8 protein-coding genes are annotated in these 14,401 nt (G+C 63.5%); 3 read left to right on the top strand and 5 right to left on the bottom strand.

Features of this window, described 5'->3' with window-relative positions:
- Positions 1 to 114: 114 nt before the first annotated feature.
- Positions 115 to 1,413 (bottom strand): glycoside hydrolase family 130 protein, encoded by a 1,299-nt coding sequence (locus C0V82_RS18670; RefSeq protein ID WP_102113934.1) that lies wholly within the window; start codon positions 1,411 to 1,413, stop codon positions 115 to 117.
- Between the two features lie 26 nt (positions 1,414 to 1,439).
- Positions 1,440 to 3,704: a glycosyltransferase family 4 protein gene (locus C0V82_RS18675; protein WP_102114400.1), complete on the bottom strand. Its 2,265-nt coding sequence runs from the start codon at positions 3,702 to 3,704 to the stop codon at positions 1,440 to 1,442.
- A gap of 236 nt (positions 3,705 to 3,940) precedes the next feature.
- Here C0V82_RS18675 and C0V82_RS18680 point away from each other — a divergent pair, with 236 nt between their 5' ends.
- The 3 genes from C0V82_RS18680 to C0V82_RS18690 are packed head-to-tail and all read left to right on the top strand — an operon-like array spanning position 3,941 to position 9,455.
- Entirely contained in the window at positions 3,941 to 6,559 is a 2,619-nt protein-coding gene (locus C0V82_RS18680; RefSeq protein WP_199772526.1) for a glycosyl hydrolase 115 family protein, read from the top strand.
- Positions 6,560 to 6,581: 22 nt separating this feature from the next.
- Positions 6,582 to 7,826: an MFS transporter gene (locus C0V82_RS18685; RefSeq protein ID WP_102113936.1), complete on the top strand. Its 1,245-nt coding sequence runs from the start codon at positions 6,582 to 6,584 to the stop codon at positions 7,824 to 7,826.
- A gap of 3 nt (positions 7,827 to 7,829) precedes the next feature.
- On the top strand, positions 7,830 to 9,455 hold the full coding sequence (locus C0V82_RS18690; protein ID WP_102113937.1) for a glycoside hydrolase family 43 protein: 1,626 nt from the start codon (positions 7,830 to 7,832) through the stop codon (positions 9,453 to 9,455).
- 1 nt (position 9,456) lies between these two features.
- On the opposite strand, the gene C0V82_RS18695 is transcribed toward C0V82_RS18690, so the two are convergent.
- From C0V82_RS18695 to C0V82_RS18705, 3 genes are read right to left on the bottom strand one after another with little or no spacing between them, the layout of a single operon-like run.
- Positions 9,457 to 10,770 (bottom strand): MFS transporter, encoded by a 1,314-nt coding sequence (locus C0V82_RS18695; RefSeq protein WP_158660042.1) that lies wholly within the window; start codon positions 10,768 to 10,770, stop codon positions 9,457 to 9,459.
- A 22-nt stretch (positions 10,771 to 10,792) separates the two neighbouring features.
- Complete coding sequence (locus C0V82_RS18700) at positions 10,793 to 12,145, bottom strand: coniferyl aldehyde dehydrogenase (RefSeq protein WP_158660043.1); 1,353 nt, start codon at positions 12,143 to 12,145, stop codon at positions 10,793 to 10,795.
- A gap of 17 nt (positions 12,146 to 12,162) precedes the next feature.
- Entirely contained in the window at positions 12,163 to 14,400 is a 2,238-nt protein-coding gene (locus C0V82_RS18705; RefSeq protein WP_102113940.1) for a TonB-dependent receptor, read from the bottom strand.
- Position 14,401 lies beyond the last annotated feature (1 nt).

Here is a 14,401-nt window from a genome sequence, read left to right on the forward strand (position 1 = left end):
CCGGTCGATCATCCCACGCACCCACGGCGTGAAATCGGGGGAGGTGCCAGCACCATGGTGCTGATGCGCTCGCTGCTCCTCCTCCTTATTTCACCATCAGCAACAGGCCGATCTTCAGCTTTCCATCGCTGCGATCAGGTCATCAATATCCAGGGTTACAAACCCCGTGATCGTGTCAGCGATACCGTAGGGGATGACCAGCAGCTTGTTGTGCAGAAGACCGCCGCAGGTATAGACGACATTGGGAACATAGCCCGCCCTTTCCGATTGTTCGGGACGCAGAAGTGGCTCTGTCAGGCGGCCAATCACCCGGCTTGGATCGTCCTTGTGCAGCAGTACCGCGCCGATGGAATAGCGCCGGACGGCCCCCACCCCATGAGTCAGCAGCAGCCAGCCATGCTCTGTCTCAATTGGCGGGCCGCAATTGCCGATCTGCACGAATTCCCACGGTTGGGTGGGTCGCAGGATCGGCTGCCCCTCATCCCATGTGTACAGATCATCGGAATAGATCAGGTATAGGTTCTCATTATCCTGGCGGCCGATCATGGCATAGCGGCCATTGATGCGGCGGGGGAACAGGGCCATGCCCTTGTTGCGGACGGCCACCCCGCGTAGCGGGTACATGCGGAAATTATCGAAATTCCGCGTCTCCATCAGTTCAGTGCGGATGGAATGGCCGCTATAGGCGGTGTAGGTCGCGTAAAAGATCCGGTGAGCGCCATCCACAAATTCCACGAAACGCGCATCCTCAATCCCATTGGCCTGTGACGCGGTCACGGGGAAGATCACGCACTCGCTGATATCGTCCTCAGGCCGAAAGGCGATCTCCACCTCGTCCCCGTCGGGCCCCGTGCGGCGGTTGGCGATGCGCGGGATTGATGCCAATTGCGACTTCGGGTCCATCAGAATACGCCCGTCGGGACAGATCATCCCGGTCAGGAAGGTGAGGGAGGAGATATGTCCCTCACCCACCGCCCGCAGGCTCAGGATGAAACGCACCCCCCCCTCGATCACGCCAGACTGATCAGGATGGCGTACGATGGAGGGGTTGAACAGGGCCGACGCCTCGAACGAATATTCGTGCAGGAAATAGGCACCGACCAATTGCCGCTGTGTCGGCGTGAAGGGCTCATGACTGTCCAGCGCCTCTTCCATCTCGTCGGCCCGTGCCTCGAAGATTTCCAGGAGCTGCCGGTGACGGCCCCGGAAATTCTCAAGCACATCGGTCAACTGCGTCGTTGCCGCCTCCGGGTCGAGCGATAGGACACGGTCCACAATCCGGTTGGCCCGTGTCCTTTCCCTAGAGTTAAGGTCCCTTGGCTCGGTTGCCGGTTTGAACGGGCGCACGACGACGCGCGCCGGGTCTGGCCGCAGCTGCTGGGCCAGCCGGGTCACACAGGGAATAGAGGGCACGCTTTCCTCCTTTATGGATGATGGTGTCAGGCACGGATGGGGATGGGCTGATGCCGCTTGGCATCGGTCGCCACCATGCGGCGCAGATCGATCAGGGCCAGCAGATAGGAGAGGACGGATTCACCCCCCCGGTTCTGGTTCAGCCCGTCCGGACGCAACCCGTCGCGGCAGGCGCCATCCTCATCCACCATCGACTGGCACTGATCATTATGGCCTTCGAACCAGGCGAAGGCCCGTGCGGCCTCCTCCAGCCAGAACGGATCATCATCGACCTGGGACGCCGCCTCGCACGCCGCCACCATGGCTGCGGCTTCCAGCGGCTGCTGATCGAAGATGCGGGGGCGGGTTCGGACATCGCCGAAGCTTTCCGATCCGACGGGGCGGAACATCCCCTCGGGCGAGGTCTGGACACCCGCCAGCCAGCGTAGTGAGCGCAGACCGGCGTCCCGCATGCAGGCACTGCCCGTGGCCCGCGCCGTCAAGATCAGGGCCTGGCAGAGGCGCGGATTGTCATAGGACAGCCCATCCTCGAACCAGCACCAGTCCGGCGTGGCATTGCTCTTGAACAGGCCCAGCAGATTAGAGGCCATGCGGTCCCGCAGATGGGCGGTCTCCACATCCCCTTTCTCCACCTCGCAATAGGCATCAAGGCCCAGCAATGTGAAGACCTGCGCCCGCGTGGCCGGGAACTCTGCGGCGGTTGGCATTGCCATGCGGAACAGGTTGCGGGCCCATTGTCGGCGTGCCGGATGGGGATCGCTGCGTGCTGCTTCGCCCAGCGCCCAAAGGGTGCGGCCATGGCTGTCCTGCGACCCGCGCGGTTCAAGCCATTGCCGGCTGAACCCCATGAAATTGCGGAAATGCAGCGTATCCGGGTTCCAGGCATGCTGGATGAAGGCGGCATAGCGCGAGACCATCAGATCCGGCAGTCGCTGACCGGCATGGTGCGACAAATGACAGGCCAGCAACAGGGCGCGGGCATTGTCATCGACGCAATAGCCATGGGCCCGGTCAGGCACGCAGCCGACCGCATGCTGATAAAGTCCCGTATCATCGCTCATTTGCTCTAGATAGGTCAGATTGGGTTCGGGCAGATCGCGCACGCGGCGTAGACGCTGGATTTGCGGAACGGGGCGCGGGCGCCAGTGACGCACCGCATCTTCGAACAGGTCCAGATAGCGTTCGGCCACCTGATCCCACGCCATGGCCCGTCCATGCTCATAGGCACGGCGGCGCAGGGCGTTTCGCGCCTGTTCGTCGGTCAGAAGATCGCCGATGACCTGACCCACGGCCTCCGCATCGCTGAACGGCACCAGCACCCCGCGACCGTCGGACAGCAGTTCCGCCGCATGCCAGTATGGGGTGGAAACCACGGCCCGGCCCATGCCGAAGCTTTGCGCCAGGGTGCCGGATGTCATCTGCGCCTCGTTCAGATAGGGCGTGACATAGATGTCCGACATGGCGATATGGTCCAGCAGGGTGGACCGGTCTACGAAGTGGTTGGCGAAGACCACGGCATCCTGCACGCCCAATTGGCGGGCTCGCTCCATCAATTGCTCGCGATAGGTTTCACCGTCGCGTCGCAAAAGATGGGGGTGTGTGGCCCCCAGGATCACGTAAACGGCGTCGGGACGCCGCGCCAGGATGGACGGCAAGGCGTCGATCACCGTCTCCAGGCCCTTGTTGGGGGACAGAAGCCCGAAGGTCAGGATCACGGACCGGCCCGCGAAGCCAAGCTTGCGCTTGAACGCCTCCGGGTCCTCGAACCCGGAACGGAAAATGCCATGCGGCACCACTGCGATCTTTTCCGCTGGCGCGCCGTAGATACGACACAGGAACTGCCGTCCCTTTTCGGCCATCACCACGATGCGGGACGATGCCTCAATCACGGCGGAAAGCACGCGTTTCTGGTCCGCTGTCGGTTCGGCCAGGACCGTGTGCAAGGTGGTCACCACCGGTATCCGCAGGCGCCGCAACAGCCAGAGCAGGTGACTGCCCGCATCGCCACCAAAAATCCCGAACTCATGCTGGATGCAGACAATGTCGAACCCGCCGCTGTTAAGGGCATCGGCGGCGTGGATGTAATCATCGATCACACCTTCGCGGATTTCCAATTGGACAATCTCGGGATAATCATAGGCCTGATCATCATCCGTGACCGCCACGATATCGGCGGCCAGACCGCGGTCAGCGGCCTTGATGGCGGCATGCAGGTCCGTTGTGAATGTGGCGATCCCGCACCGGCGGGGCAGGGCAGTACCGATAAAGGCAATGCGGCGCAGCATCGTCATGTCCATTCCTTGAAAGGGGGTTTCCGATGGAAACACCTGGGCGGTGAAATGGTTCCCCGGCACGGTCGCGCGATAAAGCCCGTTGTCGGTCGCTGCCCATCATGTATACTACCATACCAGTTTGGAGGGGCTGGTTCGTGGGCGATTGATAGCGCTACCATCGCTTACGGGCTAACCCACCGTGAAACCGACGACCGATGGGGAACATCGGCGGCCATTGTCGAGGAAACGTCTTGGTGGATACGAACAGCATTTCCCCGGTCCGTCCGGGTCCCTACCGGCACCTTCGCACCGTTGCGATCGCCGCTCTGCTGTCACTGGCCCCGGTCACGGCTGCATGGGGCTGCGACGCGCCGATCAGCACATGCACAAAGGCCAAGCCGGGCAGCCTGCCGCTGATACGCGGGGGTCAGGCCGTCCCAGTCTTCATCGATGTCGGCGCCGACCCGGCGGTGAAACACGCGGCGGATGATTTGCGCGCTGATTTTGGCCGTGTCGCGGGTCAGGCACCGGCGGCGCTGTCATCCCTCGCGGATGCCAAGGGACCTGTGATCATCATCGGCGTGCTGGGCAGTAGCCCGACTATTGATGGCTTGGTGCGCGATGGCAAATTGACCTTGGACGGGCTGGCCGGGCAGTGGGAGGGGTACCGGCAGGTGGTGGTGGACCGCCCGGCACCGGGCATTGCGAAGGCGTTGGTCATTGTCGGTTCCGACCGCCGGGGTGCTGTGTACGGCACCTATGACCTTTCGGAACGGATCGGCGTTTCACCCTGGGTCTGGTGGGCCGATGTGCCGGTGGTGCGCCAGCGCGACCTGTATCTGATGCCCGGCGCCCGCGGGGACCATCCGCGCGTCAAATATCGCGGATTCTTCATCAATGATGAAGACCCGGCCTTCAGCGGCTGGGCAAAGGCGAAGTTCGGCGGCATCAATGCCGATCTCTATGGTCATGTCTTTGAACTGCTGCTGCGCCTGAAGGGCAATTACCTGTGGCCCGCAATGTGGGCGCCCAAGGCATTCAACGATGATGACCCGCGCAATATGGTGCTGGCGGATGAGCTGGGGGTGGTCATGGGCACCTCCCATCATGAGCCGCTAACGCGGGCACAGCATGAATGGCACCGTAACAAGGACAAGGGGATTACCGGCGGTCGCTGGGACTATGCTACCAACGCCGACAATCTGCGTGCCTTCTGGCGCGGCGGCATCGAACGCATGATGTCGAAGGGTGATGGCAAGGGCTATGAAACCCTGCTGACCGTCGGCATGCGCGGCGACGGTGACGAGCCGATGTCGGAGGAAACGGCCACCCAGATGCTGGAAACCATCGTGGCCGATCAGCGCAAGATCATTGCCGCCGTGACGGGCAAGCCGCCGGAACAGACACCGCAGCTCTGGGCGCTCTACAAAGAAGTGCAGGATTATTACGACCATGGCATGCGGGTGCCCGACGACATCACCCTGCTGTTTGCCGACGATAATTGGGGCCAGATCCGCCGCCTGCCCGTGGCCGGGCGCGACCCGCTGAACCGGGCCGGCGGCTATGGTGTCTATTACCATTTCGACTATGTCGGCGCCCCCCGGAACTACAAGTGGCTGAATACCAATCAGATTTCCAAGACCTGGCAGCAGATGGACCTCGCCTATGAAAGCGGGGCGCGGAGCATCTGGATTGTGAATGTCGGCGATATCAAGCCGGTAGAATATCCGCTCGATTTCTTCCTGGACATGGCCTGGAACCCGGAGGCGATGACCCTGGACGCCCTGTTCAAATGGCCCACGCGCTGGTCGGCGCAGATGTTCGGCGATGCGCTGGGGGCAGAGATCGCGCAGGTGATGGAAACCTACGCCGCCTACGCCTCACGCCGGAAGCCGGAACTGATCGACCAGGATACATTCCCGCTGGGCGAAGGAATGGGGCCGGTCCTGGATGGCGGTCCTTTCGGGCAGATGGTGGAGGATTGGCGGATATTGGTCGCCAAGATGGAGGGCATCAAGGCCCGCCTGCGCCCCGATCAACTGGACGCCTATTTCCAGCTGGTCGAACATCCGGTCCTGGCCCTGTCCAACCTTTATGAGATGTATTACGCGGCGGCCTGGAATAAGCGGCTGATGATGCGCAACGACCCCCGCGCCGACTTTTTCGCAAACGAGGTGGAGCGCACCTTCAAGCGCGATGCCGATCTGACGGCGCAGTATCACAGCATCAATGGCGGCAAATGGGCCGGCATGATGAATCAAGTCCATATGAGCTATGTGATCTGGCAGACGCCCACCAAGCAGTCCATGCCCAGCATCAGCCGCGTTTCCGCCGACACCCCGCCCGACCGTCTGGCAGCCCAGATCAAGTTCACGACGGAGCGGAAAACCGATCCGGCGGTCATCACCCTGCCGGCCTCGAAGTTCGATCGTAGCGCGGCGGGCAAGGGCCTGTCCTGGCAGGTTGTGCCCCATCTGGGGCGCGGCGACGCCGTTGTCGCCCTGCCGCAGGGACGGGCCCCAACATCGCCGGCGGATGGGGTGCGCCTGGACTATGGCGTCACGCTGCCGGCGGATGGCCCGGCCATCGTCTCGCTGCGACTGGCCCCGACCCTGGACACCACGGGCGGACAGGGCATCCGCATTGGTGTGTCCATTGATGATGGTCCGGTCCAGACCGTCACTTCTCACCTGATCCCCACGCCGGGTGCCGTCAACAGCCCCGAACAGGCCGCCTGGGTCGAAGCGGTGAAAAACCATGCCCACACTGTGCAGGCCCGGTTCGATGGCCTCAAGGCGGGCCGCCATACCGTGAAACTCTGGCGTATCGATGACAATGCCGTGATTGAAGCACTGACGATCAGCCAGCGCTGACCGCGAACCGGGGGAGAGGCCGATGGGAACGCGGACAATAAAGGCGCTGCGCTGGTGGATGATCGGGCTGATCATGCTGGGCGCGGTCATCAATTACCTGACACGGGCGACGCTGGGGGTGGCCGCACCCACGGTTCTGACCGATCTGAACATCACGTCAGAGGAATATGGCTGGATCACCGCCGCCTTTCAGTTGGGCGTGATGATGCAGCCGCTCTGCGGTTATGTGCTGGATGTGATCGGTCTGAAGATGGGTTTCGCCATCTTCGCCACTGCCTGGTCGCTGCTGACCATGGCGCATGGGCTGGCTCATAACTGGCCCATGCTGATGGGGTTGCGCGGGCTGCTGGGGTTGGCCGAAGGGTCGGCCAATCCCGCCGGCATGAAGGCGGTGGCCGAATGGTTCCCGGCGCGCGAACGGGGGCATGCGGGCGGCGTCTACAATATCGGCGCCTCGGTGGGGTCCATGCTGGCCCCACCGCTGGTGGCCTGGGCGATCCTGTTCTGGAACTGGCAGATGGCCTTCGTCCTGGCCGGTGCTTTGGGACTGGTCTGGGTGGCGGCTTGGCTGAAATTCTATCAGTCGCCGGCCACCCATCCGGCCCTGTCCGCCGAAGAACGCGCCTACATCGCGGCGGGGCAGGAAAGCCATCTGACGGGCCACGGCGGCAAGCCCGATTTCCGGCAGTTGTTGAAGCAGCGCAATTTCTGGGGCATCGCCCTGCCGCGTTTCCTGGCCGACCCAACCTGGGGCACCTTGGCCTTCTGGGTGCCGCTGTACCTGACAACCGTGCGCGGCTTCGACCTGACCGCGATTGCCATGTTCGCCTGGCTGCCCTTTGTCGCCGCCGACCTGGGTTGCATGTTCGGCCCGACCGTGGCTGCTTTCCTGCACCGGCGTGGCCTCAGCCTGCTCAACGCGCGCCGCGGGGCCTTTACGGTGGGCGCGGTGATGATGGTTGGTATGGCCTTTGTGGGCCGGGTGGAAAGCCCGTATCTGGCCATCGCACTGCTGTGCCTGGGCGGTTTCGCCCACCAGACCCTGTCCGTCACTGTCATCACCATGGCGTCAGACCTGTTTCGCCGGAATGAAGTGGCGACAGTGGCGGGCATGGCAGGCACCATGGGCAATCTCGGGGTGTTGATCTTTTCCCTGCTGATCGGCGGTTTGGTCGCGACGGTCGGCTATGATCCGTTCTTCCTGGCGTTGGGCGTGCTGGACCTGCTGGGTGCTGCCCTGCTCTGGACCCTGGTACGGGAAAGGTAAGTCATGATCCGCAATCCGATCCTGCCCGGCTTCAACCCGGACCCGTCCATCGTACGGGTGGGGGCCGATTACTACATCGCCACCTCTACCTTCGAATGGTTTCCGGGGGTGCAGATCCATCATTCCCGCGACCTGGTGCATTGGCGTCTGCTGTCCCGGCCCCTGAACCGCCCAAGTCAGTTGAACATGCTGGGTGCGCCCGACAGTTGCGGCGTGTGGGCACCCTGCCTGACCCATGCCGACGGCCTGTTCTACCTGATCTACACGGATGTGAAGCGTTATGGTCGCACGACCGTTGGCGGGGCGTCGGGCGCGTCGCTGCGCGATTTCCACAATTATCTGGTCACCTGCGACCGGATTGATGGCGAATGGTCCGACCCAGTCCATCTGAACAGCAGTGGTTTCGACCCTTCGCTGTTCCATGACGATGACGGTCGCAAATATTTGCTGAACATGCTGTGGGACCACCGGCCCGGTCGCAACCGCTTCGCCGGCATCGTCGCGCAGGAATATTGCCCGAAGGTCCGCGCCCTGATTGGGGATCGGCAATTGATCTTCAAGGGCACGCCGCTGGGCCTGACGGAGGCGCCGCATCTCTATAAACGCGATGGCTGGTACTATCTGCTGACGGCAGAGGGGGGAACCGGCTGGAACCATGCTGTCACCATGGCGCGGTCGCGTAACATCGCGGGCCCCTATGAACTGCATCCCGAAACCTACATCCTCAGTTCCCGTACCCGCCCCGACGCCCCGTTGCAGCGGGCGGGCCATGCCGATCTGGTGGAAACAGCGGACGGCGACACCTATGCCGTCTATCTCTGCGGACGCCCCTTGCCCAACCGGGGCCGTTGCATCCTGGGCCGGGAAACGGCGATCCAGCGCATGGTCTGGGGCGACGACGGCTGGCTGCGGACCGTGGACGGGCAGGGGTTGCCTAGCCTGACTACGCCGTCACCCGGCCTGCCATCGCATCCGTTCCCGCCCGCTCCGGCACGTACGGATTTCGAGGGTCCTTCACTGCCCGTTGAGTTCCAATGGCTGCGCTCACCATATCCCGACGAACTGTTCAGCTTGACGGAGCGTTCAGGCTGGTTACGTCTTTTCGGTTGTGAAACGATCGGCAGTCAGTACCGGCAAGCCCTGGTGGCCCGACGGCTTCAATCTTTCTGCGCCAGCATCGCCACCCGTATGGATTTCGAACCCAGCCATTTCCAGCAGGCAGCAGGCCTCGTCTGTTACTATGGCGGAACGAAATTCCACTATCTCCATGTCAGCCATGAGGAAGGGGTGGGCAAGCATCTGCGTGTCATGTCGGCACTGCCGGACAGCACCCAGGCCGATGCCTTTACCGCCCCCATCGCGCTGCCGCCCGGTCCCGTCACATTGCGGGCGGAGATCGATTACGAACGGCTGCGTTTCGCCTACCGGCTGGATGGCAGCGAATGGGTCTGGCTGCCGCAGATATTCGACGCCAGCATACTGTCGGACGAAGCGACAAGCCCCGGCGCGCCGAATTTCACCGGGGCCTTCGTGGGCATGGCCTGTCAGGATATGGCCGGCACCGGCCATCCGGCGGATTTCGACTGGTTCGATTATATCGAGCGCGACTATCTGCTGGACCCGGCCTGATCTATCCGCCCAGCCCCGGACTGTGCCGGGTCAAGTGGCGCAGGGGCAGCAGGCTGAACAGCAGGATTGCGGCGGGCAGCAGCGCGAACAGCACGGGGATGACCGACACCGTGCCTGCCGCCTGTGCCCCGCCCCCCTCCACGTATCCCACCACGCCCAGCATCATGGCTGCCAGCGCCCCGCCCAGCGCCATGCCCAGCTTTTCCCCCGCCACCCAGACGCCTGCGAACAGGCCGGCATGCCGCGCCCCGGCATCCCCCTCCGCCGCCTCCGTTGCGGCGGGCAGCAGGGTCAGCGGCAGCAGTTGCTGTCCCACCTGCCCAACCCCGGCTAGGAAGGTGGCGATGCAGGCCAGGACCACATCCTGCGCCGTGACGGCATACAACGTGGCGGTCCCGCTCGCACAGACCAGCGTGGCCAGAAGATAGGCGGGCAAGCTGCCCAATCGCGCCCGGATGCGGACCCAGAGCGGCATGGTCAGGATCGACCCCGCTGTCAGGGACACGAACAGCACGGCCACCATCTCGCCCGGCGCCTTCATGACATGCTGTACGGCATAGGGCAGCAAGGCCGCCGTCACGGCAATGGCCACCATCTGCACCACATAGGTGATCCAAAGCCAGCGATAGGGACGGTTGGCCATCAGATGGCGCAGCGGGTTTTCCGGTCCCCTGGCGACGGGTGGCCGGTGCTGCCGGAACCCGCGCGCGGCGAGGGCTGCCAGCAGCATGACCGCAGCGCACAGCAAGGCCAGGACCACCCCCATTTGGGCAAACCCCGCCCGTCCGCCACCGCCCGCCTGAACCAGCGCCGGGGCCAATCCGCCTGCCGCGAGTACACCGACACCGACAAACGCCATGCGCCATGCTACGACGCGCGTGCGCTGCGCATGATCGTCCGACACCTCACCCGGCAGGGTGACAAACGGAATGGCGAAGATCGAATAGGCGCTGGTGGACACCAGAAAGGCCAGCGTCACGAAGCCCAGCGTCAGGCGCCAATCTTCCAGCACCGGCGGTGCGAACAGCACCATGAAACTGGGGGGCAGCAGTAAGGCACCGGCCAGCAGCCAGGGCCAGCGCCGGCCCGACCGCCGCTTGGTACGGTCCGACAGCATGCCCACGGCGGGGTCAAACAGAAATTCCCACACCTTGGGTACCAGCACCGCCAGCCCCGCCCAGGCCGGCGGCACTGAAAGCGTTTCCGTCAGAAAGAACAACAGCAGCAATTGCGGTGCGACCACAAAACTGGCCGCCGCGATGGACCCGGTGCCATAGGCAAGGGCGCGGCCATGCGAGATGGGGGATGCGGACATCAAGGGTCCTCCAGGGCCGGTTCTATCCCACCAGCCAGCGCAACAGGCGGCGGTGGAGATCATTCAGCGGCGGTCGGATGATGCGGTCGGTGCGGGGCCAGCCCCGCTGGAACACGGGTTTCAGGTGGCTGAAATTGTCGAACCCGTCCTGGCCGTGATACCGGCCCATGCCGCTGGGCCCGACACCGCCAAACGGCAGGCTGTCCACCGCGACATGGATCAGCGTGTCATTGACCGTCACACCACCGGCCCAGCTCTGGTCCAACGCCCGGTCAATCAGGGCGCGGTCGCGCCCGAAAAGATACATGGCCAGCGGCCTTTCCCCTCGCCGAACCCGTTCCATCGCATCCTCCACCCGGTCATAGGGGATGATGGGCAGCAGCGGGGCGAAGACTTCCTCCCGCATGACCGCGAGATCGTCGGGCGGATCGATCAGGGCATGGGCACTGGCAGCCAGACTTTCCACCCGCACGCCGCGTTCAACAGCCTCGCTCAGCAGCGCACCCGCCCGCTGCCGCCCGCGTTCGCCGAAGACATTGCTCATCTCCGCCGGGAAATAGGCCTGCACCCTGGCCTTCAGGGCGGCAACGAACGGTTCCATCTCCGTGCGCGGCAGCATCACATGGTCGGGTGCTACACAGGTCTGACCGGCATTGGTGAATTTGCCATAAGCAATGTCCGCCGCCGCACCATCCAGGTCGGCACCAGGCAGGATGATGGCCGGTGATTTTCCGCCCAGTTCCAGGGTGACGGGCGTCAAATTCTCCGCCGCCGCCCGCATCACCATCCGCCCCACACGGGTGGAGCCGGTGAATAGCAGATGATTGAAGGGCAGGCGGCTGAACCGTTCCCCCATGTCCAGTCCGCCCGTAACGACGGTAACCACACCGGGCGGCAGCACTTCCGTCACCAGTGCGGCGATCAGTGCTGTGGTGCGGGGCGTCAGTTCGGATGGTTTCAGAAGAACCCGGTTGCCCGCCGCCAGGATGCAGGCCAGCGGACACAGGGCCAGTTGCAACGGATAGTTCCAGGGTGCGATAACCCCGACCACGCCCAGCGGCTGTGGCTGTACCCAGGCACGGCCCGGTTGCAGTGGCAGCGGCACCGATCGCGGCCGCCGCTTCATCCAGCCTTTCAGGCGCGATGCGCTGTGCCGCAGGGCCGAAACTGTGACGAACAGTTCGGCGAACAGCGTCTCATGCGCCAACCGTCCCCCGAAATCGGCATCGATGGCCGCCACGAACTCCCCCTGCCGGCGGGCAAGCCCGTCGGCAAGGGCGTTAAGCCAACCCCGCCGTGTTGCCGCGTCGGGGTTTGGATCGGCCATCACGGCGTCGCGAAGCCAAGCGAAGGCTTCATTCAGTTGATCATGCATCGACATCATCCTGCCGGTCAGTATTGCCAGCGGAAATAGCCGCCAACGCGCCGGGGACGGCCATAATTGACAGCATCCAGGCCGAAGCTTTCCAGGTTGTTGATGTCCACGACATAATCCTTGTCGAACAGGTTGGCCACGGTGATACCCGCCCCGATGGCGCCATCATCGCTGGTCCAACCCAGGGTGACGTCGGCCAGCCAGTAACTGGACTGCGACAGGCGTTCCAGATTGCGGCTGTCGAAGTAAACCCTGGAGCGGTAGGAGAGATTGGCTGTCAGCCCGATTTCGCCGATCCCGTCCAGCCGCTGGCTGTGCGACACGGTACCCGTCAGCGACCAGCGCGGGGTGGAGGGCAGGCGGTTGCCGTTCAAATCCTCCCCGCGCGACACGAAATCCTTATATTCCGCATCGATCAGCGACCCCGACAGCCCCAGTTCCAGCCCCGCGACCGGCAGAGCCGTCATCTCGAATTCCAGGCCCAGGATGCGGGCACTGGCCGCATTGTCGAAGGTCTGCACGGTCAGCCCGTCGCGCTCGACCAATTGGAAAACCTGCAAATCCTGATAGTCGTAATAAAAGCCCGACAGGTTGAGACGCAGGCGGCGGTTCAGCCATTCGGTCTTGGTTCCCACCTCGAACGCGTCCACCGTCTCGTCATCATAGGCTTCCAGGTCCGCCGGATCACGGGTATAGCCGCCAAAGAAACCGCCGCTTTTGTAGCCGCGATTATAGCTGGCATAGGCCATGGCATCGTCGGACAGGGTCAAAGCTGCGGCCAGCCGGCCCGACACGCTGTCAAAGGATTTGTCGGCGGACAGGTCGAACAGTTCCACCGCCTGCTCCACCGTGCTGGCATAGTGGAAATCCTTCTTATCCTTGGAATAGCGCAGGCCTGCCGTCAGGGTCAGGCGCTCGGTGGCGCTGAAATCCACCTGCCCGAAAGCGGCATAGCCGTCCGTGGTCTGGCGATAGGGAAAGCCGACCATGGCGACGTTATTTTCAACTGACAGGCCGGTTGGATTGTCAGGCGTGGTGAACAGGGGGCGCAGGTCGCGCAGCACGTCATACTGACTGTCGGTATCCAGATAATCATGCAGGTAATAAAGGCCCGCAACGGCCTTTACCTTGTCGGTCGGGGCGGCTTCCAGGCGCAGCTCCTGGGAGAAATCGCGTTGTTTGGCCAGATAGGTGGTTTCGATCAGGCGGCCCGGACTGGCATCCGTATCCTCCACATCATTGCGCTTGGCATGGTCCCAGGCGGTAATGGAATAGAGCGTGACGCCCGACAGGTCCCAGCGAAGGTTCAAGGTGGCGCCAATCAGGTCGACGCGGTCCTTGCCGGCCAGATTGTAATCGCCCTTATAGGGATCGCCATCCGTGTCGGTATAGCCCAGCGCGTCGGTACAGCCACCCGATGCATAAAGGCCGGCGGCGCAGAGCCCGTCCGGGCCGGCGGCAGCGGGAATGCCGGGCAGTAGGGGGCGCGACTGGGCGTGGATACTGTCTCCCCGGTTGCGCCCGCCATGCACCTGCAACAGCGCCTCGAACCCATCGGTCGGGGTCAGCAGCAGGCTGCCACGCCCGGCCCAGCGGTCGGTATCGTTGACATGGCCTCCTGTGACCCGGTTCAGCGTGCGGCCATCATCGCGTTCCCAGATGCCGGCGATGCGCATCGCCGCCTTGTCCTCCACCAAGGGCGCGTTGGTGGCAGCTTGGGCCGTGATCGCGTTGTAACGGCCATAATCGATGCGGCCCTCGCCACCGACGGTGAAATCCGGGCGCCGGGTGGTGACATTGATGGTGCCGCCCGTGGTGTTACGGCCATACAGCGTGCCCTGGGGTCCTTTCAGCACCTCCACCTGGGCCAGATCGAAGAATTGTCCCGTCTGCGCCAGGGGGGACGCGACATAGGCGCCATCGACATAGATGCCGACCGCCCCCGCCGCATTGGCGTTGAAGTCCGACAGGCCGACGCCCCGGATGAAGATTTTTGGATTGGCGGACGCATCCGTGCTTTGGATCATCAGGCCGGGGGCCAGTTTGCCCAGGTCCTGCACGTCGCGCACACCCTGGTCTTGCAGCGCCGCACCCGACAGGGCTGTGACGCTGACAGGCACATCTTGCATGTTCTGCTGCCGCTTCTGGGCGGTGACGACAATCTCCTCCAACACCACCTGCTCCTGCGCCGTGGCGGGCAGGGCGGCGATAACGACACCGGACAGCAGCAAGAGCTTCAACCCATTGTTCTTCATG

It is taken from the genome of Niveispirillum cyanobacteriorum (assembly GCF_002868735.1).
Lineage (GTDB): Bacteria > Pseudomonadota > Alphaproteobacteria > Azospirillales > Azospirillaceae > Niveispirillum > Niveispirillum cyanobacteriorum.